The organism is Flavobacterium sp. Flavsp81, from assembly GCF_059491325.1.
In genome coordinates, this window is record NZ_CP168505.1 from 4,250,871 (window position 1) to 4,275,033 (window position 24,163).

Consider the following 24,163-nt stretch of genomic DNA (forward strand, 5'->3'; position numbering starts at 1 on the left):
TGATAGATGTTGTGAAATTTGCATAATCTAAAAAGACTCAAAATATATTACTTCATGAAATTGAAAATTAAAATTTTGTTTCTTTTTATAACCACCTCATTTCATTCTTATTCACAAGAAGGTATCCCGGTATATTCTGATTATTTATCGGATAATTATTATTTAATCCACCCTTCCATGGCCGGAGCTGCAAATTGTGCCAAAATAAGATTGACTGCCAGGAAACAATGGTTTGGTCAGGATGATGCCCCAGCTTTGCAGACTTTAAGTTTTAATGGAAAAATTGGTCAAAGATCCGGTGCAGGAATTATTATTTTTAATGATAAAAACGGATATCATTCAGAAAAAGGAGTAAAGGTTACTTATGCCCATCATATTATGTTTTCAAGGGATGAGCTGGATTTAAATCAGCTTTCGTTTGGTATCAGTGCCGGATTGATTCAAAATCAGTTAGATGAAACTGCATTTGGAGGAACTTTTGACCCAATTGTTTTTGGATCGATTCAAAATGATTCTTATTTCAATATGGATGTTGGAGCATCTTACAACTATCTGAATTTTTATGCCCATGCTACTGTTCAGGGATTATTGGAAACCAGACGGAAATTATATACCGATTATGAAAGTGACAACCTCAGGAAATTTTTATTAAGCGCAGGATATGTTTTTGGAAAAAGAGAAAATATTACCTGGGAACCTTCAGTTTTATTTCAATTGTTTGATCAAACCAAAGAAAAATCAATTGACCTGAATTTGAAGGCTTATAAAAATATGGATTTTGGAAGTATCTGGGCAGGATTGTCTTACAGAAGAAGCTTTGATGGAGCTCAATACAGTTCCGGTAATGGAGTTGCAGATCAAAAATTACAATATATTACACCTTTAGTTGGATTGAATTATAAAAACTTCATGTTTGCCTATACATATTCAAATGTTACCGGTGATGTAAAATTTGATACAGGAGGCTATCATCAAATTACTCTGGGAATCAATTTATTTTGTACTAAAGAGCGTTACGATTGTAATTGTCCTGCTATTAATTAAATTTTAAGTGTGATGGTAATAAAAGCTGTAAATGGCAAATCGCCTGTAATTCCTGACGATTGTTACGTAGCCGAAAATGCAACTATTGTTGGCGACGTGACTTTTGGAGATTCGTGCAGTGTTTGGTTTAATGCTGTAATTCGTGGTGATGTAAATTTTATTAAAATTGGAAATAAAGTAAACATCCAGGATGGCGCAATTATTCATTGTACCTATCAAAAACATCCTACGATCATTGGTAATAATGTCTCTATTGGACATAATGCAATTGTTCATGGTTGTACTGTTCATGACAATGTTTTGATCGGAATGGGTGCAATTGTGATGGATAATTGTGTTATAGAAAGCAACTCAATTGTTGCAGCCGGAGCAGTTTTAACTCAAAACACGGTTGTAGCTTCCGGAAGTATTTATGCCGGTGTTCCCGCAAAAAAAGTAAAAGATATTGATCAATCAGATTTTGCAGGTGAAATCGAACGTATTTCAAATAATTATGTAATGTATTCGGGTTGGTTTAAAGACGAAGAGTGATTATAAATTAATTTTTTCGAAAAAAGCATTTTTATAACTTTCACTGATCGGGATTCGTTTGTCACTAATCAACACCTTATTTTTTTGTATTGATTTTACATGTTTAATGTTGATGATATACGATCTGTGAATTCTGGAAAACCCTTTGCTGGAAAGCAGATTTTCTAATTTTATCAGACTAATTAATGTTAAAATAAATTTATTGTCCGTAGTGTAAATTTTGACATAATCTTTTAGTCCTTCTATAAATAAAATATCCGAAAAATTCATTTTTATGTTTTCGTATTCTGCTCTTACAAACATAAAATCCTGTTCTGATTCGGGAGATACATTCTCAGAAATAGACTGAACAGCTGTTGCCGGATTAAAAACTTGCTGAGCCCGTACAACCGACTTTAAAAAACGATGAAACGGAATTGGTTTTACTAAATAATCAACAGCTCCAAGATTAAAACCTTCAACAGCATAATCAGAATAAGCAGTAGTAAAAATAATTAAAGGTTTCTTTTCGATTGTATTTAAAAACTCAATTCCGGAAAAATGTGGCATTTCAATATCCAGGAAAATCAGATCAATATTGGTTTGATTGATAAACGAAACAGCATCGATAGCATTATTAAAAGTGCTGACCAATTCGAGTGAATCTACTTTGCTGACAAAATCTTTCAGCAAATCTACCGCTAGAGGCTCATCGTCTATAATTACACATTTCATCTGTTTTGGATTAAATTTTAATAAATTGTTTCAAATCAAAAGTAGTTTTAAACTAAATGTCTGTCTTTAAAATTTAGTTAAAACTTACCAAGCCTGTTTTTATTTGTCACTTATTTTAATGAATATCTGTTTGAATTTTATCTAATTTTAAATTCAGATGTACACGATAGTATTGATGGTCTTGTGTTATTGTGAGTTCATGTGCATTCGGATATAGCAAATTCAGTCTGTTTTGAATGTTTAATAATCCGATTCCTGAATTTTCAGGGTCTTTTACATAATTTTCGATGGTATTTTCAATCCAGAAATCAAAGTTGTTCTCTAAAATGAAAATCTTAATTTTTACATGTGTTGCACCTTTATAATCGGTTCCATATTTAAAGGCATTTTCTACGAATGAAATCAATAATAAAGGTTCGATAAACTTGTTTTTTGTATTACCATGAACATTTATAATGATGTCTTCGATATTATTGAGTCTTAATTTCTGTAATTCGATGTAATTATGAATATAGTTGATTTCTTTTTCCAAAGCAACCGTTTTATTATCTGTTTCATACAGCATATAGCGCATTAATTCGGATAACGTCACGATGGCATCAGGTACCAAATCAGATTTTTTGTGAGCCAGTGAATAGATACTATTAAGAGAATTAAACAGAAAATGTGGATTAGTTTGTTTTCTTAAATAGTTTAATTCAGTATTGGTTCTGTGTGTTTCGGCTATTAATTTGTTTTGCTGATTTTGATAAAACTCCGTTAATGTTCTGATAATAGCACTGATTGCCGTAATCAGAAGATAGAAAAATGATGGGCCAATTTTAAAAAAAAGAGGTTGTCTGTGTATGATAACTTTTGCTTTTCCATCATGAAAAAACAGGTTGGCATCTGGCGGAATCATTTTAGGGGGCAGCATATTTTGCGGACGTAAATGATTAAATTCAGGAATAAAATAGTTAATTCTGATTATCATGAAAGATAAAATCAGCACCAGTACAAAAATAAAATACGACCAATATTTTTTTTCTAAAAGTAAAACAGGCACCAAATAAAAATAATTCAGATAAAACAAGATGATTCCTGTTATCCATTGTATATAGAAATCAATATTGATTCTAAATGGGCTTTCGTAAAATTGAATCAATGATGTCAATATAAAAAAAGTCCAGATGGTAACGTGAAACAAAATTTTATTTGAATTTGTGTTTTTAATGGTCCCTATATTCATTTAGATTTTTATTTTTAATAAAATTAAATCATTTTTAGTTACCGATGGCGATAGGTTCTGATGGAGTTTTTTTACTACTAAAGTAGCAACTTTTAGTGCATCTTCTTCCGAATTAAAACTTTTAGTTTCGCTGATAACAGGAATGATAGTTTGTTTTATCAGGATTTTATCTTTGTTTGCAATGGTATATCCCCAGCCGGAAGTTGTTTTTATGGATGCTATCTGAAAAGTTTCTTTTTTTGAACAAGCCGTCAAAGTCAACAGCAGGAAAAATAAAATAAAAAGTAAATTCTTCTGAAAATTATTCCAGAAGAATTTAGTGTTTTTGATATTAATTGTCATCATCATTTTGTTCTTCAAGCGGTTTAAATTCCCAGGAATCATCAAAATAGGTTGAACCAATTCTTCCTAACATTAAAAAACCTCTGTTGTTAATTGCAAAACCTACAGCATCAGTTCTTGTAGCTCCTTCAAGCGCAGTTCTTTCCACCCAAAGGTCTGTTGTTGGGTTGTATTCCCAAACAGTTTTTATTCCTTCGCCACCTACAACATATCCTAATCCGTTTATAGTAAAACTGGAAGCATTCGAGCGGGTTATTGCATAATCATCGTTGTAGCTTTCATCATCATCGTCGTCTTTATCAACATCGCGTTTTCTTGTCCAGACATCGGTTGATGGATCAAACTCCCAAAAATCTTCCTGATAAGTACCGTTGTTAATTCCTGTTCCTAAATACGCCTTGTCGTTTATAATAAATACGGTGGCATTACGTCTTTTGTTTCCGCTAAATCCACTAACAAGAGTCCAGGTATTGGCCGTGTCATCATATTGATAAAAATCTTTCAGGTAATTTCCATCATACCCCGTTCCAAAATAGGCTTTACCACCTACCTGAAAACCTAACGCACCATAACGTGCAGTTCCTGCAAAATCAGTTTTTTGTGTCCAGGTGTTGTTCGTTGGGTCATATTGATAAAAATCTTTCAGTTTATTAGTTCCATCATACCCAAGACCTACGTACCCTTTTTCATTTAATGTAAAACCTGATGCAGAGCTTCTTGCTATTCCTGTAAAATCGGCTTTTTGTTCCCAATAATCTCCATTTGAATTATAAGCCCATAAATCGTTTAAATATTCATCCCCGGTATAACCAGTGGTAACATAGGCATAATCTCCAATAACAAAACTGGCGGCACTGGACCTGGCAGGTCCGTCAAATGATGATTTTTTAATCCAGTTACCAATTAAATCCTCATCATCGTCATCGTGACTGCAGCCTATAAAAAAAAGACTGGAAAATAGTGCCGCGAATAATATTCCTTTTTTAAAATCATTCATAGTGTATTAAAATTTATTTATTGTTTGTATTTGATGCCAATGCTTAAAATGTACCCGTTGCCGGTATTAAAATCATATACTTTATGATTGTTTTCATCCAAAAGATTGTATTTTTTATCGAAATCATAACCTGCCTTAAAATTCATAAACCAGTTTTTATCGACGTTTCTTTTATATTCAATTACTGTTGTTATTTGTGACTTGCTAATTTTTGTGGCAATACCTGATAAATTGACAGGGCTATCCAAATTGTAAAAACTACCATTAAAACTGTTACTCAGACTGAACATATTCCGTTCGTTATTAGAATAAGATATTTTTGAATCCGGAAAACCAATTAAAATATTGCTTTCATTACTAATTTTGCTAAAAACGGATAAAGTAGGTATGAATTTAGCTGATCCAAAAAACGTTGCTCTTGCCACACCAACGTTTATCCCTGTTTTTGAATTTAATTGTTGAGAAAGCTGAAAACTTCCTAAAAGAGTTACATCTGAGATGCCTAAATTTTGTTCAAAATTGATTGTAGGCATAATAGACAGATTCCATTTGACAGTATTCGATACTTGATGTAAAATTTCAAGTTTATTTTGAAATCGATTAAAATGATTCAAATTTTCAAAACCGTCATGACTTTCTACTTCATACTTTATTTTAAGATTTGTGTACTCTGTTGTATTTGTAATTTCATTTTTAGCATCTGTTTTTTTAGAAATGGATATGCCGATATTAGTCTCATTAAAATTTATTTTTTCTGTTGGCTCTGTATTTAAGTTAACATCTGCAGAAAATTTTTCTTGCGCCTTTACAGTAAAAAACGAAACCAAAAAAACAGACCAGACTAAATGCTTTATTTTCATTACTTATTTATTGGTTCAAAAGTAGGAGGCTAAAGGTTTTAAAAAAAAGAAGATATATGTATCGCTATTTTTGATAGACAGACTGGCTGTTATATTCGTTCAATTGGTTATTTGATTGTTAAAACCTGTTGTAGATGAATTTTAGCTCTTTGTAGTTGAAAAATGTGAGACTGTATATGTTATAGTGTTGTCCGGAAACTTGCCTTTTATATTTGTTGAAAAAATATGATTATGCATAAATTTATATTGATATTGGTTTTTGGTCTCACAATAGTTTCCTGTGGTACAGATACAGATGCCGGTGAATTTGTTGTTGGGGCAGATTATTTGGCTGTAAACAACAAAGTGATTTTAATTGATACTCTTACGGTTGAAATGTCTACCATAAATTTCGACTCACTTGTTACGTCAAATAAGAGCAGGATTTTGATAGGAAACTATGATGATCCTCTTTTTGGGAAAGTAAAATCTAATAGTTATTTTCAATTAGCATCAGATTCATATTCTTTAATTAGTACGACAGATACAGAAACGGCTAACTATGTTTTTGATTCTATTTCGATGATTTTAAAATATGATAATTATTATTATGGAGATACTACCAAAGTCCAGACTTTTGATATTCATAGATTAACTCAAAAAGTAAAGCCAAATACAGATGATGATTCTTTTTATAATAATTCGGCTTTAAGTTATAGTTCAGAAAGCTTAGGAACGATTTCTTATAAACCAAGACCGTTAGAAAAAGACTCTATTAATATTAAAATGGACGCAGTATTTGGAGAAGCTCTTTTTCAAAAACTAAAAAAGAGAGAGATTACAGATTTTGATAGTTTCAAAGAATATCTAAATGGTCTTGTCCTTGTTCCAACAACAACTAATTCCTCAAGTGTTATCGGGTTTAATTTGTCAAGTAAAGTACGATTGTATTATTCCAAATATCAGGGTGATGCCGAAGATTCTTTTATAAAAGATTTCACCGTTACCGATGCTACTAAGCAGTTTAATGCAATTTCACTCGATAAATCCGGAACTTTGATTCAAAATTTGCCTCCTTCAAATAGTAAATTATCAAGTTTATTGACTAATAATCAAGGTTATATACAGTCCGGAACCGGTGTTGCCTGCAGGATTGATTTTCCGAACATAAAACAGCTTAAATATATATCGGACAATGGCGCTATTGTTGACGCTGAATTGATTTTGAAACCTGTTAATAATTCGTATTCCGAAAAATATCCATTATCCGATTCTTTACAGGTATATGTTGCTGATAAGTTAAACAGAATCAGCGGTACTTTGAATACCAGTGCAAGTGTACCTCTATATGCTACACTAAATAAAGCAAGTGATGAATTTAATGAAAATGTTCTCTATTCATTATCAGTTGGCAACTTTTTACAAAAAGAAATGCTTAAACAATCTGACTCCAGATCTTCTTTGGTTTTTACATTGCCAACTATTTCTAAGGCAGTTAACAGATTGGTTCTTGGAGATCAAAAACATCTGAATAATAAAATTCAACTGAAAATTTACTACATCTCTTATTAAATGAAAAATAAAATCACATTTTTAAGTTGTTTCCTTTTAATGTATGTAACCTCTTTTTCGCAAAGTATTTCAAGTTCACCTTATTCGTTATATGGAGTAGGGAGTTTGTATGATGCGGATTTTGGTTTAATTCCTTCGATCGGCTCTTCCGGGACAACATTGCCATCTGATACCTTCATTAACAACCTTAATCCGGCTTCTTTGGCATATTTGCCTCAGAATCATTTTATGTTTGAAGTTGGAGGGAAAGCTATTGCAACAACTTTTCAAAGCAGTTCTAAAACCGAAAAACGTAATAATTTTCAGTTTTCACATATCGCTTTTGCATTTCCTGTTACTAAAAAATCTGGTTTTAGCATTGCTTTGCGTCCTTATTCAAGTGCCACATTTAAAATTTCGGATTTAAAATTGCCTATTTCTAACAGTTCAGAATATTATACTTTAAATGCTGAAGGATCAGGAGGGTTAAATAGTTTTGATTTTTCATATGGTTATCGGATAAGCAAAAAATTATCCGCCGGGATTTCTGCAACTGTATTATTTGGAAATACGACTGATGACAGAAGTTATATTATTGCGAATTCATTAACGACTATTAATAAAAAAACAGATTATAATGGTTTACGGGCAACCTTGGGGACCCAATATAAAATTGACTCAACTTTTACTATAGCTTCAACTTTTAAGATGTCCTCCCGAATTAAGGCTTCAAAGGTGCAGTCGATAGAGAGTGTAAGTAATTCAAATAGTAGTACTATAGAAACAGATGTTGCTTCAGACACGGATGATTATTATATGCCTTTAGAAATTGGATTTGGCATAAGCAAACGCTTTAAAAATAACCTGAATATGATTCTTGATTATGAGAAGAGTTTATGGAATGATACCAATCAGTCAGAATTATATGGAAATTTTATAAACCAGGACCGTTTCGCTTTAGGATTTACTTATCAAAAGAATAAAAATATTAGAAGTTATTCAGACAGAATTCAATTTGCAACGGGAGTAAATTTTGATACAGGTTATCTGGAAGTTGATGGAAAAAGGGTTAACAATGCAGCAATTTCTTTTGGAGTTACTCTGCCTGTAGAAAACACTTTTTCTGCTGTTAATATTTCCTATTCATATGGACAAAAAGGCAGAATCGGGGATGGTCTGATAAAAGAAAACTATCATAAATTATCTCTTAATTTATCATTGGACGGAATTTGGTTTGCTAAGCGAAAAATAGAATAACAGCTTAAAAATCCTTATGAATCACATTGTATTTGTTTTTTAAAATTGATTTTAAAACTGAAGGATCAGAGTTGGAGAAAAATACAGACTCGCTTTTTTCAGCATTTGAGAAACCTACTTTACGCAATATATTTTGAGTTTGTCTTGCAACTGCTTCTCCGGAATCTATAATCTGAATATGCTTAGGAAGTATTTTTTTAATCTGTGGAATCAAATATGGATAATGACTGCATCCTAAAACAAGATAATCAATGTTTGCATCAATCATAGGCCGTAAATAGGACTCTAATAGCTGAGTCATTTCGGGAGAATTCAGATTACCATCTTCTATAAGCTGGACTAATCCATAACCGACTTGTTCTATTATTTTGGTTTCATGAAACATTTCGGCAGTTTTATTAAACAGCTCACTGTTCAAAGTGCCTTTGGTAGCTAAAATACCGATAATCTGTGTTTTCGAATTATTGGCAGCTGGCTTTATTGCAGGTTCAATTCCAATAAACGGAATGTCGTATTCAGCACGAAGTTCCTGAATGGCATTTGTTGTAGCGGTATTGCAGGCTACAACAATTAGCTTACAATTATTTTGAATTAAAAAATCGACATTTTTTTTACTTAGATCAACAATTTCCTCTTTGTTTTTTTGACCATAAGGAGCATTTTTACTGTCTGCTAAATAAATGGTATTTTCGTTCGGCAGCAGTTCGTGAATAGCGCTCCATATTGAAGTTCCGCCAATTCCGGAATCAAAAACGCCTATAGGATTATTGTTCGTCATAAAACAAAGTTACATTTTTTTCAGAATCTAAATTCGTACTTTTTATTGGATTTTAAACTAAATGACTTGAAATTTAACCTAATTTTTGGTTACTTTTTTACAAAACTTATCGTGAAATATTTTTTTATATTTACAGTATGAAATTAATCTGGTTTTTGTTTTCAATTTATGTAGTTTCACTATCATTGCTGCCTTGTAATGATATAGATGATTGTAGCTCTTTTGCAAAAACAGAACTTCATAAAAATCATTCTCAAGATAAAAATACAGATTCCCGGGATGATCTGTGTGCACCTTTTTGTTCTTGTACGTGTTGCGGTGTACATGGTTTTCAATTTCAAAACCACATTTTTAAAAAAGAAAAAATCATTAATTGTGCCGACCCCGGAGAACAAAATGATTTTTATGTATTTAATAATTACAAAACTATTTATTTAGGAATTTGGCAGCCGCCAAAGTTAAGTTAGATTAGTATTGACTTTTTTACCCGTGGATTTTCTTTCGGGTACTATTTAGTATTTATTTAATTTAATATCAAATGACAAAATATATTTTTATTTTAGCAATGCTTACATATTCGTTTGCATATAGTCAAAACACTTTAAAAGTTATTGTAAAAGATAGCAAATCTCATGAAAATTTAATTGGAGTTTCAGCACAGGTTCAGGAAACCGCTATTTCAGGAATCACGGATAATAATGGCTTTTTAGAATTGAATTCTATTGATAATGGAGTACAAACTATCACTTTTAACTTATTGGGTTATGAAGACTTCTCCATCAATATAAGTTTTCCCAGACAAAAAGAAGATATTTTAATAGTCGAATTATCTGGAGGAGAGGAAGAAGAATTAGATGAGGTTATCGTACAATCGACGCGAACCAGCAGAACCATAAAAAATACACCAACACGTATCGAGTCTATCGATGCCGAAGAACTGGATGAGAAAGCGAATATGAAACCGGCTAATGTCAGTATGGTTTTACATGAAAGTACAGGATTACAGGTACAGCAAACATCAGCAACAAGTGGGAATGCAAGTATTCGTGTTCAGGGGCTTGATGGCCGATATACACAATTATTAAAAGACGGGTATGCTAATTTTGGTAATTTTGCAAGCGGTCTTAGTATTCTTGAAATTCCTCCTTTAGATTTGCAGCAAGTTGAGGTTATAAAAGGCCCCTCTTCAACATTATATGGTGGTGGGGCAATTGCTGGTGTGATTAATTTTATATCAAAAAAACCTAAGGAAAAAGGAGAATATAATTTTATATTAAATCAATCGAATATTGGCCAGACAAATATTGGAGCTTATGCATCAAAACGAAAAGGTAAATTTGGATATTCAATACTCGGATTACTTAATTTTCAGGAAGCTTATGATGTAGATGACGATGATTTTTCAGAGATTCCAAGATCTCATAATTTTACTGTTAACCCAAAGTTGTTTTATTATCCATCAGAAAGTTTGAGTTTTATGATTGGAAACAGTTTTACCAAAACAACTATGAAAGGCGGAGATATGTACGTTATTGAAGAAAATGCGGATGCCAATCATGTTTATTTCGAAAAGAATAAAACAACAAGGAATACTACAACTTTTGAGATCGATAAAAAGTTTGAAAATCAAAATAGTTTTAAACTAAAACAAAGTCTGAGCATCTTTGATCGCACAATCAATATTCCGGGCTATGAGTTTTCAGGAATAAATACAAATGCTTTTACTGATGCATCGTATGTCATAAACCGGGAAAAATATAGTTTAATAAGTGGCTTAAATTTGGTTTATGATAATTTTGAGGAAAGGAATATCAATACTTTAGATGCAAAATCATTCACTGCCGGAGTTTATATTCAGCATACCTGGGATATTTCTGAAACTGTTAAGTTAGAAAATGGCTTACGATTTGATAATGTTACTTATTCAAATATAAATTTTTCAAAAAATCAAACTTTTTTCTTGCCAAAACTTTCAGCATTATTCAAAATAAATTCACAATGGAGCAGCAGAGCAGGAGTTGGTCTGGGATATAAAATTCCAACAGTATTTACAGAACAGACAGAAACAGTTCAATATCAAAATGTCCAAGCATTGCAGCATATTAGTGCCGAAAAAAGTATTGGAGGAACGGCAGATATCAATTATAAAGGTGAAATTTTTTCTGATTTAAAATTTGCGGTCAATCAAATGTTTTTCATAACAGAGATTAATAAACCATTGGTTTTGCAGAATAATTCAGGCAATCTGTTTTTTATAAATGCTTCTGATCCGGTATTAAGTAAAGGTTTTGAAACTAATCTGAAGTTTATCTATCAGGAAGATTTTAAACTTTTTGCGGGGTATACTTTTACAGATGCGAAGGCAAAATATTTAATCGAAAATCAATTTTTGCCTTTATTGCCAAAGAATAAAGTTAATCTTGCGTTGATTTATGAAAAGGAGAATAATTTTAAAATGGGTTTAGAAGGCTATTTTACTGATCAGCAATTTTTGTATAACGGAACCAAAACACCAGCTTATTGGGAATTTGGTTTCATGGCTGAAAAGACTTTATGGAATAATTTTGCGTTTTTTATCAATTTCGAAAACTTTACAGATACCAGACAAAGTAAATATAAAAGTGTTGTAAATGGACCACATAATGCTCCTGTTTTTGATGATATCTGGACACACACGGAAGGCTTTACTATTAATGGAGGTGTAAAAATAAAGTTATAAAAACAAAAAAATGGCTCAACTTATGTTGAGCCATTTTTTATAATAAGAAAATATGTTTCTTAGAATCCTAAATCTTTTTTAACATCAGCAGTAATGTTTGGACCATCAGCTAATAAAAGAGTAGAACCATCTAATACATATTGGAAACCTTTAGCTTTTCCAACTTTTTGGATAGAAGCTCTTACTTTTTCCATTAAAGGTTTTACGATATCAGTTTCTTTTTGTTGAAGTTCTTTTTGAGCATTGTCTCTGTAATCAACAATTCTTTTTTGCATGTCCTGAACTTCTTTAGAACGCTCACCGTTTACAGCTTCAGTTACAGTAGCAGCTTCAGCTTCATACTTTTTGATTTTTACCTGATATTCATCAACCATTTTTTTGTATTCAGCATCATATGTTCCACTTAATTTTTGTAGTTGATTTTGTGCATCAAGCATAGCTGGCATCTTCGACATAATCTCGCTAACATCAACATGAGCTGTTTTAGCCTGCGCATTCATTGTATTGCTTGCAGTTAAAATAAGCACTGCAGCAATTAGTAAAGTTTTGATTTGTTTCATCATTTTAAAAATATTAATTAATTATTGGTCGTATTTGATTTCTGTGTTTCTGCTTCTTTCGCTTTTTTGGCAGCTTCTCTTTCTTCTATGATTTTCTTTTTTCTTTCTTCTAATTCTTTCTTACGCTGTTCGTAAAGTTTTTGCCTTTCTTCTGCTTTGTTAACCGTAGGCTCAGCTGTCGTCGTTTGTTCTTGCGTTCCTGTTGTGACTGTTGCAGCTGGTTTTGCAGTTGTTTCTGTTTTAGCAGTTTCAGAAACCGTGCCATTTTTTTTAGCTGCTTTCTCAGCTGCTATGGCATTTCTTCTGTCTTCATACTCTTTTTTCTTGGCTTCCTGTTCTAACTTTCTGTCTGTAATTAGTTTTTCTCTTGCGGCTTTTCTTTCGTCTAAAGCTTTTTGTCTGTCTGCCATAGCCGGATTTTCATCAATGGCATTTTCAAGATTTTCTTTGGCCTCCTGTATTTTTAATTGCTTTTTACTTAACTGCTGTCTCTTATCCGTTCTGTTTAAAATACGTATAACCTGATCGCTTATGTCAAATCTTTTAGCTGAATAAAGCATGGTAAGATCTGATGATTTATCAAAAATAAAATCATAATTCTTGGCTTCTGCAATATCCTGAACAGCAGTAAAAACCTGATCTTGTATTGGTTTCACCAAAGCAGTTTTTTGATGCATTAAATTTCCGTCAACTCCAAATTGCTTTTGTTGATATAGAAGCATTTCATCTTCAAGAAACCTAATTTCTGTCTCTCTTTCATCAATAAGCTCTTTTGTAAGTAAAGCTTTTTCGGTTTTAAGACTTTCTTTGAGTTTGGTGATTTCTATTTTTTTTGTTTCAATTTCCTGCTTCCACTTAGTAGCTTTTAATTCTAACTGGGATTTAGCTTCTTTATAATCAGAAACGTTTTCTAAAATATACTCCATATCAATGTAGCCAATTCTAGTTGATCGCGTCTGACCCTGATTTGTATTTGCTACAATCAAGGCTAAAAATATAAATAAAAATTGTTTTCTCATAAACTAATTTATTTCAAAATTTTTAACCAATATCATTTTTCCTAAAACTGCTGCCCTATAATAAAGTGGGTTTCCCAACCATTTGCCTTATTGGTAACTGATCCGGGTAAAGCATCGAAACCGTAACCGAAATCTATACCTAATAACCCAAATGCAGGCATGAATACACGTAAACCAGCACCTGCTGAACGATTTAAGTCAAAAGGATTATAACCTCTAAAATCTTTATAAGACGACCCGGCTTCTAAAAATGTTAAAGCATAAATCGATGCAGAAGATTTTAATGTAATTGGGTAGCGCAATTCCATAGAGAATTTATTATAGATTGTTGCTCCAATTTGATCTCCCGCAGTATTTACAGGTGTCAATGAGTTGTTTGGATATCCTCTTAACTGAATTGTTTCCCTGCCATCCATTGAATAATTTGCCATACCGTCTCCTCCTAAATAAAAACGCTCAAAAGGTACAACACCTCTGTCCTGATTATATGCTCCTAAGAAACCGAATTCGGTTAATGTTCTTAGAACTAATTTACCATATACTTTAGTATACCAATCTGCTTTAAATTTAACTTTATAGTATTCCAGCCAATTGTATTTTTTCTGATCCACTTTTGCCGGGTCAGCCATAGCTTCCTGATAGGTACTCGCTTTATTTCCTTTTGAATCAACATAATCACCCGGACTTACAACTACTTGATCGGTACCTGTATAAGTTGTTGTTGATTTTAATTTATATTCTTCTTTATCCCCTAATGTCGCATAATCTACACCATTCCATAATGAATAAGGAGGGGTTAATTTTGCAGAAATACTAAATTCTGATCCATAAGTTGGGAATATTGGATTAACTCCCTTGTTGCTTCTTGATAGTCCAATAGTGTAAGCGATATTTCTTGATGCTCCATTTGCAAAGGTAAATAAACCAGTGCTGTAATTATTTAAATCATAATGCTGATAACTAATAGATTGTGACAATACAAAGAAATCATCCGGAACAGTTAGCCTTTTAGCTAAACCAACTTGTAGTGTCAGGATATTAAAACTTTTGTTTTTGTCAACGTTTCGTGTTATATAGTTATTTAAAAATTGTTTACTATATGAAATAGAAGAACTAAACTGTACAGGTTTTTTTCCTCCAAACCATGGTTCTGAAAATGATACACTATACGTTTGAAAGTATGTACTTCCCTGTAATCGCAGTGATACTTTTTGCCCATCTCCCATAGGCAAAGGTTTGTATGCTTCTTTGTCGAATAATTTTCGGGCTGAGAAGTTATTAAATGACAATCCTAACGTTCCTATGAATCCGCCTCCGCCATAACCACCTTGAAGCTCAATCTGGCTTGACCCTTTTTCAACTAAATTATATTCAATATCAACAGTTCCGGCCCCTGCATCTACGTTTTTAAATTTAGGATCAATTGCTTCCGGATCAAAAAATCCTAATTGCCCAATTTCACGAATAGTTCTTACCAATAGCTCTTTACTGTATTTTTCACCGGGTTTAGTTCTTAACTCACGATAAATCACACGATCGTTTGTTTTGTCATTTCCAACTACTGATATTTTGTTGAAATAAGCAATGGGTCCTTCTGTTACCCTAATTTCAAAATCAATAGTATCATTTACTGTTTTAACCTCTACGGCATTTATATTCGAAAATAAATATCCGTTATTTTGATAAAGGTTAGTGATATCTTCGGCGTCAGGTTTTGTCTTGTCGGCAATTCTCTTTTCAAGTAAAACACCATTATAAGTTTCTCCTTTTTTAATACCTAAATAACGGCTTAATACCTGATCAGAATATACAGTATTTCCTAAAAATTTAATATTTCCGAAGTAGTATTTGTTTCCTTCTTCTAAATTAATTTTAATGGCAAGCATGTTTTTTTCTTTATTATAAACAACAGAGTCGTATATAATACGTGCATCACGATATCCTTTTTCTTTGTATTTTGCAATAACTTTTTCTAAGTCACTTTTGTATTTTTCAGGAATAAATTTTGAAGATTTTAATACACGAAATAAATTTCTTTGCTTCGTATCTTTCATGGCATTTCTCAACTTGTTGTCTGTAAGTTGTTTGTTTCCTTCAAAATCAATACTGCTAATTTTTACCTTGTCTCCTTTGTCAACACGAACAAGCATGTTTACATTGTTTCCGGCTGTTGTGTCAGGAGTAGTAGTAATAGTAACTTTGGTATTGTAAAAACCTTCCTTTTTATACTTATTTTCGATGTAATTTTTTGTGGTTGTGATTAAGTTTTCGTTTACAATTTTACTTTTCGTTAAATTGTTGTCTTTTATTAATCCTTCAACTTTACTCTTTTTGACACCAACAAATTTTACTTCTTTAAGTTTTGGAAGTTCTACTATATTCAGGTCTAAATAGATACTGTCGTTTTCGACTTTATTTACATAAAAAGCAATTTCATCAAAAAGGCCAAGTTTGCCTAATTTTTTAATTGCACCGCTGATTTCTTCACCCGGAACAGTAATTTCCTGACCTTTCTGAAGGCCTGAAAATGTTACGACTGTTTGTTCATTGAAGCTTATTTTACCAACAACAGAAACTTTCGCAAGAATGTATTTTTTTCCCTGATCAAAAGGAATTCTTTCCTGCGCTTTTATTTGAGAAAAACTACCCAAAAGAACCAGGGTAAGAGCTATTTGTATTCTTTTTTGTAACACTAAAAAATTATTTAATTTGTTCACTGGTTTTTCCAAATCTACGTTCTCTTTTTTGATAACTAATGATAGCCTCATATAAATCTTGTTCTTTAAAGTCTGGCCAGAGTACATCAGTAAAATACAATTCTGCATAAGCGATCTGCCACAACAAAAAATTACTTATTCGATGTTCTCCACTCGTTCGTATTAATAAATCTACGTCGGGTAAATTTTGCGTGTAAAGATGCTCATTTATAATTGAATCGTCAAGACTGTCTATTGAAATTATATTATTTTTAACTTTATTACTGATGATTTTAATGGCATTTACCAATTCTTCCCTTGATCCGTAACTTAAGGCCAGTGTTAGGGTTAAGCGGGTATTGTTTTTTGTTTTTTCAATAACATCCATTAACTCTTTTTGAGCAGATTTTGGTAATTTTTCAAGGTTTCCAATAGCATTAAGTTTGATATTGTTTTCCTGAAGAGTGGTAAGCTCTTTCCTTAATGAATTGATGAGTATTTTCATTAATGCATCTACTTCTAATTTTGGGCGATTCCAGTTTTCTGTAGAAAAAGCATATAATGTTAGAAACTCGATGCCAATTTTAGCACAGGTTTTTATGGTCTCCTTAACCGATTTCGTGCCATTTTCATGGCCAAAAGCACGAAGAAAGCCTTGTTGTTTTGCCCAACGGCCATTTCCATCCATGATGATGGCCAGATGTTTGGGTAAATTAGCTGTGTTTATAGATTCCAATAAATTCATTTTATTCTGCACAATAGCAAGGTTTTTGTCCAAAGGTATAAGTTAATGTAGCTCCTGTAAAAACATACCAGTCTTTATTGTTTAAATTTCCGAAGCGATTATTTGTTAGCGAATCATCTTCAGGAAAACTTCCGTCTATATTATCTGTAAAAGTATAACGGGCCCCAATTTCTGCTGCCAAAACAAAACGGCGGCTTATATTTGATTTTAGTCCTAATATAATAGGTATAGCAAATGAAGAACTTGATCCGATATCTTTTTTTGTTAATCCGTTTGCAATATATAGTTTATCATATCTAAAATAGCTTAGACCTGAAAATATATAAGGTGTAATTTTTGTGTCTAAGTCATGTAGATTAAAGTCGAAGAAATTAAATTCTAATCCGGCAGAAAGCTCTTTTATGTTGTTCTTAAAGCTAAAACCTCTTTTGTTTCTTCCTCCTTCTTTTGACTCTAAATCATTTCCTGCAATGGTAGATTGGGTGTATGAAAAGCGATATGCGTGACGCGGACTCTTATTCCATTTATACAAAATTCCAAAAGCCGGTTTTTCAGGGGCCACATAAGTAGTGCTTCCGACATCTCCAACAAAGTTACTTCCGCCAAGAAAAACACCAATCTCATTTATTTGAGCATTCAGTGTAATAAAGGGGAAAAAACATAACAATAAATTAAAAATTTTCTTCATTTAATTCAAAATTGCGTGCAAATATAATAATTATCAATACGAATCAACGTTCCTTTAGCTAAATGTGTCTTTTTTTAAATTTACAATATTATTTTGAGACATTTACTGAAGATTCGATACACGAAGAACGGAAAAAAGTAGTGATATCGTATAGCTGGAATTTAGAAAAACGTTTAATTTCTTTTATCCTCTCCCCAAAGCAATTTTTTCCTGAGGGTTTTTAAGAAAGTTTCGCCTGGAATTTCAACCATTTTAATTTTAAAATTTGTTTTTTTGATGGTTAAAACCGATTCGTTTTTAATCGATGCAATTCTCGAATCTAATGATACTAAATATTGATCCTCTCTTCCCGAAACACGAAGTTTGATTTCGGTGTCATCAGGTATAACCAGTGGTCTTGCATTTAAATTATGAGGTGCAATAGGGGTAATTACAAGACTTTTTACATCAGGAGTTAATATTGGTCCGCCACAGCTCATAGAGTATCCTGTTGAGCCTGTGGGTGTTGATAAAATAAGTCCGTCTGCCCAATAGGAGTTCAGATATTCATTATTTAAATAAGTCTCAACGGTAATCATCGAAGTGGTGTCTTTTCGGCTAACAGTAACTTCGTTCATTGCAAAATTTAAATCATCTTCGATGGCATCATTTTTCGGATCACAGGTAAGACTTAACAAAGTTCTTTCGGAGATGGTGTAATTTTTATCAATAACAAACTGTAAAAACCCATCAATACTTTCTTTCGGAACAGTTGCCAGAAAACCTAATCTTCCGGCATTAATCCCTAAAATAGGCACGCCGGAATTACGAACTAAAGTGGCAGCTCTTAAAATAGTTCCGTCACCCCCGATACTGATCAACATTTCAAAACTATCGTCGAGTTCTGTTTTTGCAGAGAAAGTTTTATATTCTTTTGTAATTAATTGTTTCTCATTAAGCATTTTTAGAAAGTTCTCCTCAATGACCATTTCTACTTTATTGTTATTAAAAAACGCAAAAATATCTTTAATAATAGGTTCTGTACTATTTTGATAATATTGTCCGTAAATGGCTACTTTCATTTTTTTGAATTAGATAATGAGAAAATTTGATAATGTGCCAATGTGAAAATTATCTAATTGACCTATTATAATTATATATTAAGGTATTTGTCTAAATAATCAGAGCGTTCTTTCAGGCTGTTGATATAGGTGTCTTCCTGATGCTCTGAGATAATTTCGTAATTGTATCTTCTGAAAGTCTGGATAATTTCATTGATGGCACCCAATCCAATTTTTATAGTAATCTGAACATTTTCCAAATTCGCTTCCGAAACAAAACTGCCTAATACCTTTCCATTGTTGCTTTCTACAATCTGCGCCACTTCACTCATTGAATAATCCAGAAGGCCTTTTTGGACAATAATAATTCCTCCGGGTTCTTTTAAAAATGGAGTTTCCTGAAAAAATTTCATGATGTCTTCCATTTCATAATAACCTACATAGATATTATTTTCGTCAATAACCGGCACTGTATTGGTGTGGTTTTTTGCAAAAACTTCTAAAACATCCAGCCAGATCATCGATTTTCTGGCAAAGAAACGCTCTAAAGTATATTTGTAGTCAATGATTTTCTTATCAGTATCAAAAGTTTCAACATCATCAGAAGCAATGCTTCCAATGAAAATTCCGTTTTCTAAAACCGGGAAATGGGAAAAACTTAAATCAGCAAAAAAGTCCTGAACTGTTGCTATCGTTTCCTGACTGTCGATTGCTCTAAAATCGTTGGTGATATAGTTGGTAATTTCTGTCATAAGTTGTTTGAAGATATTTGATGCAAAATAATCAAAAAATAGCAAAAAACGCTACGTTTTACTTTGTATTTTTGTCGTTACAAATATAATGTTACTAGAATTAATAATCTATTTATATGACAAAGTTAAGTGTTAATATCAATAAAATTGCTACTCTGCGAAATGCCCGTGGCGGAAATGTTCCTGATTTATTAAGAGTTGCCGCTGATATTCAGAATTTTGGAGGGCAGGGAATCACGATTCACCCGCGTCCGGACGAGCGCCATATTCGTTATCAGGATGCCCGTGATTTAAAGGCAATCGTACATACAGAATATAACATTGAAGGTAACCCTCAGCATAATTTTATTGATTTGGTCTTAGAATGTAAACCTACGCAGGTAACGCTGGTTCCGGATGCAATTGGAGCTATTACATCCTCTGCCGGTTGGGATACAATAAAAAACCAATCTTATCTAAGCGAAGTTATTCAGGAGTTTCAACGTAACGGAATCAGAACGTCGATTTTTGTTGATCCAGTTTTAGAAATGATTGAAGGTGCGAAAAAAACCGGAACTGACAGAATTGAATTGTACACGGAAGCTTTTGCTCATGAATACGCTTTAGGAAATAAAAAGAGGATTGATCCGTATATTAAATCGGCAGAATTAGCAAATGAATTAGGTTTAGGAATTAATGCCGGTCATGATTTAAGTCTGGATAATATTCAGTTTTTCAAACAAAACATTCCGGGATTATTAGAGGTTTCTATTGGTCATGCTTTGATTGCAGAAGCTCTTTATCTTGGTTTGGATAATGTGGTTAATATGTATTTAAATAAGTTGAAGTAAGGTTTTAAACTAAAATAGTTTTGAAATGGTTATAAATCAAGCTCTATTGTTTTCTGAAATAAAAGAAATTATTCTACAATCTCGTCAGCGTGTTTTTAGGATTGCAAATTCTGCGTTACTTGAAACCTATTGGCAAATAGGAAAGTTAATTGTTGAAGATGACCAGCAAGGCAAAGAGCGTGCAGACTATGGAAAATCTGTTTTAAGGAATCTTGCAAATCAGCTTACTCTTGAATTTGGGAAAGGATTTGATGAACGGAATTTAAATAACATGCGTGCTTTTTATAAGGCTTTTCCAATTTGGAACGCATTGCGTACTGAATTGAGCTGGACACATTATCGATTATTGTCCAGATTAAATTCTGAAGAAAAAAGCCAATATTATCTGAATGAAAGTATTCAAAATAATTGGAGCAGCAGAACTTTGCAAAGACAGATAAATTCTCTGGCTTTTGAACGTGTTTTAGAACATAAAACTAAAGAAACACATCCTGAAACAATTCAAAATTTAATTAAAGACCCCTATATTTTTGAGTTTTTAGGATTGCCATCAGATATTAAAAATTCTGAACGAAATATAGAAAACTCAATAATAAATCATTTGCAACAATTTTTGTTGGAATTTGGTAAAGGTTTTGCTTTTGTTGCAAGGCAACAGCATATTGTAACTGATACTTCAGATTTTTATATTGACTTAGTTTTTTACAACTACATTCTTAAATGCTTTGTAATTATTGATCTCAAAACAGGTTCATTGTCTCATCAAGATATTGGTCAAATCGATATGTACGTGCGTATGTATGATGATTTGAAGAAAGGTGAATCTGATCAGTCTACAATTGGAATATTGCTTTGTTCAGAAAAAGACGAAACAATTGTAAAATATTCTGTTTTGGCAGATAAAAAAAGTGTTTTTGCTAGTCAATATTTGTTGTACATGCCAAAAGAGGAAGATCTGAAGGCTTTAATTGAAAGCGATATTCAGAGATTCGAATTAGATAAAGAAAATTAATTATTTTTAAATAAGAAATAATGTTATACTCAAAAATAGAAGGCGAAGGAAAACCTCTCGTTATTATGCATGGTTTTCTTGGAATGTCAGACAACTGGAAAACACTTGCCGGACAGTATGTCGATGCAGGTTTTCAGGTTCATATTTTGGACTTGCGAAATCACGGCCGCAGTTTTCATTCAGATGAATGGAGTTACGAAGCTATGGTGCAGGACGTATTCGAATATTGTCAGGGAAATCAATTAAATAAGATAGATATTTTAGGTCATTCGATGGGCGGAAAAGTAGCAATGCTTTTTGCAACGACATATCCTGAAATAGTAGATAAATTAATTGTGGCAGATATTGGTCCGAAATTTTACAAACAGCATCACCAGGATATTTTGGCAGGGTTAAATGCAGTTGATTTCTCTGTAAAACCAAGCCGAAATGATGTTGAAGCTATTTTGTCGCAATATGTTCCGGATTTTGGGACACGTCAGTTTTTACTAAAAAATCTATATTGGAAGGAACCCGGACAATTGGCTTTTCGATTTAATCTGGCAGTTTTCAATAATAATTTAGAGGCCATCGGAAAAGCTTTGGCAGATGATTTGGTTTTCGAAAAGCCAACATTATTTATCAGAGGAGGAGAATCAGGTTATATTTTAGATTCGGATTTTGATGCTATTCGCAAACATTTTCCAAACGTTAAATTCGAAACGATTCCAAATGCGGGACATTGGCTTCATGCCGAAAACCCAAAGATATTCTTCGAATTGACTACTGCATTTTTAAAAGAGTAATTGGTTTCACAAAAATTTTATTACATTTATTAAAATTTTAAAAAAGAGAATATGAAATTATTGATTAGACTTCTTGTTACTGCTGCTTTGGTTTTGTTAATTGGTCATTTTATGCCGGGTATACATGTTGTTAGTTTTACAACAGCCATAATTGTTGCGGTGGTTTTAGGATTGTTGAATGTTTTTATTAAACCGATATTAGTAGTCCTGACTTTTCCGGTAACTATCGTTACCCTTGGATTGTTTTTATTGGTTATTAATGCAGTGATAATTCTGCTTTGCACCAAAATTGTCGGAGGATTTTATGTCGATTCATTTTTGACGGCTTTATTGTTCAGTATTATCTTGTCGGTTCTTCAATCAATTGCCAATAAAATTATTGGGGAAGACTAATGATTAAAAAATATCAAGGAGCGTTTTAAACGTCTTCAAATACAATAAATTAAAAACTTGGTTGGGTTGCAAAAATTTTATAATTTTGCAACCCAATTTTATTATGTAAATTAAAGAAGAAGATGGATATTAAAAGAGTAGCAAAAGACGCTGTGAATGAAACAATTGTAATGACAGTTGTTCACATGGATTATAAAGGTCAGGTAGCAAAAAGAATAAACGAAAAAATGCCTTTGGCTACCGTTAAAGGTTTTAGAAAAGGACAAGTTCCTAAAGACCTTGTTGAAAAACAATACGGAAAAGCAATTAAGCAGGAAGAAGTAAAGAAAGTAGTTGATTTGGCTTTAGAGCGTTTTGTGCAGTCTGAGAGACTAAATCTTTTAGGAACTCCTCTTCCTAAAGTAAATGAAAACTTCGATTGGGATGCAGAAGAATTAACTTTTGAATACGAAATTGGTTTGGTTCCTAACTTTGAAATTGATTTGGAAGCAAAAAATAATATCGTAAAATATATCGTTACTGCAGATGATAAATTAATCGACGGACAAGTAGAGCGTATCCAAAAACAATTCGGAAAAGCAAATCCTGTTGAAAAAATTACCGCTGATTCTGATATTACAGGAACTTTCCTAAATGAAGAAAACGGAATTGAAAATAAAACAACTTTTTCATTGTCAGTTTTCAAAGATAAAAAAACAGCTGATTTATTTGTAGGTAAAGAAGTTGGTGATGTAGTTACTGTAAACACAAAAGGTTTATTTGAAGACGATCACCAATTGATGGATTACTTAAAAGTGGGTCACGATAATGTTCATGATTTGGCAGTTGATGTAACTTTTACAGTTGAAGCAATAAATGTTTCTGAACCGGCAGAATTAAATCAGGAATTGTTTGATAAACTTTTTGGTGAAGGAAAAGTAGCTTCTTTAGAAGATTTGAAAGCTAAAATTAAAGAAGATGCTGAAGCACAATTCGCACAACAGGCAGATCAAAAATTATTATTGGATGTTCAGGATTTCCTGATCGAAAATACAAAATTTGATTTACCGGCTGAGTTTCTTAAAAAATGGTTACAAACTGTTGGAGAAAAACAACTTTCTGCAGAAGAAGCTGAAGTTGAATATGCAAGATCTGAAAAAGGATTGCGTTTTCAATTAATCGAAGGAAAAGCAATGGCTCAAAGCAATATCCAAATTACTTTTGAAGATCTGAAAGCTTTTACAACAAGATCAATCAAACAACAAATGGCTCAATTTGGACAAACAAATCCAACTGACGAAGAAGTTCAGGGAATTGTAGCAAGAGTTTTATCTAACCAGGAAGAAGTGAAAAGACTTTCTGAGCAGGTTGTTGCAGAAAAATTATTGGAAGTGTTTAAAGAAAAAGCAAATCCAACAACCAAAGAAGTAACTTACGAAGAATTTATTGCTGCGTCTTACGGAGAATAAATTCAGTAGAAAGTTAAAAGTTGTAAAGTCGAAAGTTGTGGAGTAGAGATTTATTAATTTATTTCAAATTTTAAGATTTTATTACAGATACTGAAAGATAAAAAATAGTTATATTTGAGCGTCAAAAAGATAATTTTTGACGCTCTTTTTTTAAGTTTTAAGCTTCCGTTTTTTAAGTTTTTATTTCATAAATCT

At 32.3% G+C, this 24,163-nt stretch carries 24 protein-coding genes; 11 read left to right on the forward strand and 13 right to left on the reverse strand.

Annotated elements, in window-relative coordinates; all coding sequences use genetic code 11:
• Positions 1-54: 54 nt before the first annotated feature.
• Together ACEN92_RS17890 and ACEN92_RS17895 are read left to right on the forward strand one after the other, a co-directional pair.
• On the forward strand, positions 55-1,044 hold the full coding sequence (locus ACEN92_RS17890) for a PorP/SprF family type IX secretion system membrane protein (RefSeq protein WP_495639691.1): 990 nt from the start codon (positions 55-57) through the stop codon (positions 1,042-1,044).
• A gap of 12 nt (positions 1,045-1,056) precedes the next feature.
• Positions 1,057-1,575, forward strand: coding sequence for a gamma carbonic anhydrase family protein (locus tag ACEN92_RS17895; RefSeq protein ID WP_495639692.1), 519 nt, complete (start codon positions 1,057-1,059; stop codon positions 1,573-1,575).
• On the opposite strand, the gene ACEN92_RS17900 is transcribed toward ACEN92_RS17895, so the two are convergent.
• The 5 genes from ACEN92_RS17900 to ACEN92_RS17920 form a co-directional block, all read right to left on the reverse strand.
• A complete protein-coding gene (locus tag ACEN92_RS17900; RefSeq protein WP_495639693.1) occupies positions 1,576-2,289 on the reverse strand; it encodes a LytR/AlgR family response regulator transcription factor in 714 nt (237 codons plus the stop codon). It abuts the gene before it with no gap.
• Positions 2,290-2,404: 115 nt separating this feature from the next.
• Positions 2,405-3,517, reverse strand: a complete 1,113-nt coding sequence (locus ACEN92_RS17905) for a sensor histidine kinase (RefSeq protein WP_495639694.1) — start codon at positions 3,515-3,517, stop codon at positions 2,405-2,407.
• Positions 3,518-3,862 carry a DUF4907 domain-containing protein gene (locus tag ACEN92_RS17910; RefSeq protein ID WP_495639695.1) on the reverse strand — a complete coding sequence of 115 codons (345 nt, stop codon included), beginning with the start codon at positions 3,860-3,862 and terminating at the stop codon, positions 3,518-3,520. It abuts the gene before it with no gap.
• Positions 3,849-4,856, reverse strand: coding sequence for a Kelch repeat-containing protein (locus ACEN92_RS17915; protein WP_495639696.1), 1,008 nt, complete (start codon positions 4,854-4,856; stop codon positions 3,849-3,851). The genes ACEN92_RS17910 and ACEN92_RS17915 overlap by 14 nt, the downstream gene beginning before the upstream one ends.
• A gap of 17 nt (positions 4,857-4,873) precedes the next feature.
• A complete protein-coding gene (locus ACEN92_RS17920) occupies positions 4,874-5,716 on the reverse strand; it encodes a DUF6268 family outer membrane beta-barrel protein (RefSeq protein WP_495639697.1) in 843 nt (280 codons plus the stop codon).
• A gap of 231 nt (positions 5,717-5,947) precedes the next feature.
• Here ACEN92_RS17920 and ACEN92_RS17925 point away from each other — a divergent pair, with 231 nt between their 5' ends.
• Both ACEN92_RS17925 and bamG read left to right on the forward strand, forming a co-directional pair.
• Positions 5,948-7,267, forward strand: coding sequence for a DUF4270 family protein (locus ACEN92_RS17925; protein ID WP_495639698.1), 1,320 nt, complete (start codon positions 5,948-5,950; stop codon positions 7,265-7,267).
• Positions 7,268-8,503 carry a BamG family beta-barrel-assembly machinery protein gene (gene bamG, locus ACEN92_RS17930; RefSeq protein WP_495639699.1) on the forward strand — a complete coding sequence of 412 codons (1,236 nt, stop codon included), beginning with the start codon at positions 7,268-7,270 and terminating at the stop codon, positions 8,501-8,503.
• A gap of 4 nt (positions 8,504-8,507) precedes the next feature.
• On the opposite strand, the gene murI is transcribed toward bamG, so the two are convergent.
• Positions 8,508-9,281, reverse strand: a complete 774-nt coding sequence (gene murI / locus ACEN92_RS17935) for a glutamate racemase (protein WP_495639700.1) — start codon at positions 9,279-9,281, stop codon at positions 8,508-8,510.
• A 137-nt stretch (positions 9,282-9,418) separates the two neighbouring features.
• On the opposite strand from murI, the gene ACEN92_RS17940 reads away from it, so the two are divergent.
• Together ACEN92_RS17940 and ACEN92_RS17945 are read left to right on the forward strand one after the other, a co-directional pair.
• Positions 9,419-9,748, forward strand: coding sequence for a DUF6660 family protein (locus tag ACEN92_RS17940; protein WP_495639701.1), 330 nt, complete (start codon positions 9,419-9,421; stop codon positions 9,746-9,748).
• 71 nt (positions 9,749-9,819) lie between these two features.
• The gene (locus ACEN92_RS17945) at positions 9,820-12,000 is read left to right on the forward strand and encodes a TonB-dependent receptor (RefSeq protein ID WP_495639702.1); all 2,181 of its coding nucleotides are present in this window, start codon (positions 9,820-9,822) and stop codon (positions 11,998-12,000) included.
• Between the two features lie 59 nt (positions 12,001-12,059).
• Here ACEN92_RS17945 and ACEN92_RS17950 read toward each other — a convergent pair whose 3' ends face one another.
• The 7 genes from ACEN92_RS17950 to ACEN92_RS17980 all read right to left on the reverse strand — a co-directional run bounded on the left by ACEN92_RS17950 (position 12,060) and on the right by ACEN92_RS17980 (position 19,500).
• Positions 12,060-12,563 (reverse strand): OmpH/Skp family outer membrane protein, encoded by a 504-nt coding sequence (locus ACEN92_RS17950; protein ID WP_495639703.1) that lies wholly within the window; start codon positions 12,561-12,563, stop codon positions 12,060-12,062.
• A 14-nt stretch (positions 12,564-12,577) separates the two neighbouring features.
• Complete coding sequence (locus tag ACEN92_RS17955; protein ID WP_495639704.1) at positions 12,578-13,579, reverse strand: OmpH/Skp family outer membrane protein; 1,002 nt, start codon at positions 13,577-13,579, stop codon at positions 12,578-12,580.
• A 41-nt stretch (positions 13,580-13,620) separates the two neighbouring features.
• Positions 13,621-16,347, reverse strand: a complete 2,727-nt coding sequence (gene bamA, locus ACEN92_RS17960; protein WP_495639705.1) for an outer membrane protein assembly factor BamA — start codon at positions 16,345-16,347, stop codon at positions 13,621-13,623.
• Positions 16,280-17,020, reverse strand: a complete 741-nt coding sequence (uppS, locus tag ACEN92_RS17965) for an undecaprenyl pyrophosphate synthase (protein ID WP_495642359.1) — start codon at positions 17,018-17,020, stop codon at positions 16,280-16,282. Before uppS ends, bamA begins: the two co-directional genes overlap by 68 nt.
• Before the next feature lies 1 nt (position 17,021).
• Positions 17,022-17,708 (reverse strand): type IX secretion system protein PorG, encoded by a 687-nt coding sequence (porG, locus tag ACEN92_RS17970; protein WP_495639706.1) that lies wholly within the window; start codon positions 17,706-17,708, stop codon positions 17,022-17,024.
• Positions 17,709-17,881: 173 nt separating this feature from the next.
• Positions 17,882-18,769 (reverse strand): NAD kinase, encoded by an 888-nt coding sequence (locus tag ACEN92_RS17975; protein WP_495639707.1) that lies wholly within the window; start codon positions 18,767-18,769, stop codon positions 17,882-17,884.
• 71 nt (positions 18,770-18,840) lie between these two features.
• Positions 18,841-19,500 carry a CBS domain-containing protein gene (locus ACEN92_RS17980; protein ID WP_495639708.1) on the reverse strand — a complete coding sequence of 220 codons (660 nt, stop codon included), beginning with the start codon at positions 19,498-19,500 and terminating at the stop codon, positions 18,841-18,843.
• 116 nt (positions 19,501-19,616) lie between these two features.
• On the opposite strand from ACEN92_RS17980, the gene ACEN92_RS17985 reads away from it, so the two are divergent.
• The 5 genes from ACEN92_RS17985 (at position 19,617) to ACEN92_RS18005 (ending at position 23,968) form a co-directional block, all read left to right on the forward strand.
• Positions 19,617-20,330: a pyridoxine 5'-phosphate synthase gene (locus ACEN92_RS17985; protein ID WP_495639709.1), complete on the forward strand. Its 714-nt coding sequence runs from the start codon at positions 19,617-19,619 to the stop codon at positions 20,328-20,330.
• 25 nt (positions 20,331-20,355) lie between these two features.
• Complete coding sequence (locus tag ACEN92_RS17990) at positions 20,356-21,342, forward strand: PDDEXK nuclease domain-containing protein (protein WP_495639710.1); 987 nt, start codon at positions 20,356-20,358, stop codon at positions 21,340-21,342.
• 20 nt (positions 21,343-21,362) lie between these two features.
• On the forward strand, positions 21,363-22,127 hold the full coding sequence (locus tag ACEN92_RS17995) for an alpha/beta fold hydrolase (RefSeq protein ID WP_495639711.1): 765 nt from the start codon (positions 21,363-21,365) through the stop codon (positions 22,125-22,127).
• 51 nt (positions 22,128-22,178) lie between these two features.
• Complete coding sequence (locus ACEN92_RS18000) at positions 22,179-22,520, forward strand: phage holin family protein (protein WP_495639712.1); 342 nt, start codon at positions 22,179-22,181, stop codon at positions 22,518-22,520.
• A gap of 122 nt (positions 22,521-22,642) precedes the next feature.
• The gene (locus tag ACEN92_RS18005) at positions 22,643-23,968 is read left to right on the forward strand and encodes a trigger factor (protein ID WP_495639713.1); all 1,326 of its coding nucleotides are present in this window, start codon (positions 22,643-22,645) and stop codon (positions 23,966-23,968) included.
• Positions 23,969-24,163: the final 195 nt, after the last annotated feature.

Bases quoted from the DNA above. Each gene is read 5' to 3' on its own strand.
- ACEN92_RS17890 (WP_495639691.1), top strand. From the start codon at position 55: ATGAAATTGAAAATTAAAATTTTGTTTCTTTTTATAACCACCTCATTT.
- ACEN92_RS17895 (WP_495639692.1), top strand. From the start codon at position 1,057: ATGGTAATAAAAGCTGTAAATGGCAAATCGCCTGTAATTCCTGACGAT.
- ACEN92_RS17900 (WP_495639693.1), bottom strand. From the start codon at position 2,289: ATGAAATGTGTAATTATAGACGATGAGCCTCTAGCGGTAGATTTGCTG.
- ACEN92_RS17905 (WP_495639694.1), bottom strand. From the start codon at position 3,517: ATGAATATAGGGACCATTAAAAACACAAATTCAAATAAAATTTTGTTT.
- ACEN92_RS17910 (WP_495639695.1), bottom strand. From the start codon at position 3,862: ATGATGACAATTAATATCAAAAACACTAAATTCTTCTGGAATAATTTT.
- ACEN92_RS17915 (WP_495639696.1), bottom strand. From the start codon at position 4,856: ATGAATGATTTTAAAAAAGGAATATTATTCGCGGCACTATTTTCCAGT.
- ACEN92_RS17920 (WP_495639697.1), bottom strand. From the start codon at position 5,716: ATGAAAATAAAGCATTTAGTCTGGTCTGTTTTTTTGGTTTCGTTTTTT.
- ACEN92_RS17925 (WP_495639698.1), top strand. From the start codon at position 5,948: ATGCATAAATTTATATTGATATTGGTTTTTGGTCTCACAATAGTTTCC.
- bamG (WP_495639699.1), top strand. From the start codon at position 7,268: ATGAAAAATAAAATCACATTTTTAAGTTGTTTCCTTTTAATGTATGTA.
- murI (WP_495639700.1), bottom strand. From the start codon at position 9,281: ATGACGAACAATAATCCTATAGGCGTTTTTGATTCCGGAATTGGCGGA.
- ACEN92_RS17940 (WP_495639701.1), top strand. From the start codon at position 9,419: ATGAAATTAATCTGGTTTTTGTTTTCAATTTATGTAGTTTCACTATCA.
- ACEN92_RS17945 (WP_495639702.1), top strand. From the start codon at position 9,820: ATGACAAAATATATTTTTATTTTAGCAATGCTTACATATTCGTTTGCA.
- ACEN92_RS17950 (WP_495639703.1), bottom strand. From the start codon at position 12,563: ATGATGAAACAAATCAAAACTTTACTAATTGCTGCAGTGCTTATTTTA.
- ACEN92_RS17955 (WP_495639704.1), bottom strand. From the start codon at position 13,579: ATGAGAAAACAATTTTTATTTATATTTTTAGCCTTGATTGTAGCAAAT.
- bamA (WP_495639705.1), bottom strand. From the start codon at position 16,347: ATGAGGCTATCATTAGTTATCAAAAAAGAGAACGTAGATTTGGAAAAA.
- uppS (WP_495642359.1), bottom strand. From the start codon at position 17,020: ATGAATTTATTGGAATCTATAAACACAGCTAATTTACCCAAACATCTG.
- porG (WP_495639706.1), bottom strand. From the start codon at position 17,708: ATGAAGAAAATTTTTAATTTATTGTTATGTTTTTTCCCCTTTATTACA.
- ACEN92_RS17975 (WP_495639707.1), bottom strand. From the start codon at position 18,769: ATGAAAGTAGCCATTTACGGACAATATTATCAAAATAGTACAGAACCT.
- ACEN92_RS17980 (WP_495639708.1), bottom strand. From the start codon at position 19,500: ATGACAGAAATTACCAACTATATCACCAACGATTTTAGAGCAATCGAC.
- ACEN92_RS17985 (WP_495639709.1), top strand. From the start codon at position 19,617: ATGACAAAGTTAAGTGTTAATATCAATAAAATTGCTACTCTGCGAAAT.
- ACEN92_RS17990 (WP_495639710.1), top strand. From the start codon at position 20,356: ATGGTTATAAATCAAGCTCTATTGTTTTCTGAAATAAAAGAAATTATT.
- ACEN92_RS17995 (WP_495639711.1), top strand. From the start codon at position 21,363: ATGTTATACTCAAAAATAGAAGGCGAAGGAAAACCTCTCGTTATTATG.
- ACEN92_RS18000 (WP_495639712.1), top strand. From the start codon at position 22,179: ATGAAATTATTGATTAGACTTCTTGTTACTGCTGCTTTGGTTTTGTTA.
- ACEN92_RS18005 (WP_495639713.1), top strand. From the start codon at position 22,643: ATGGATATTAAAAGAGTAGCAAAAGACGCTGTGAATGAAACAATTGTA.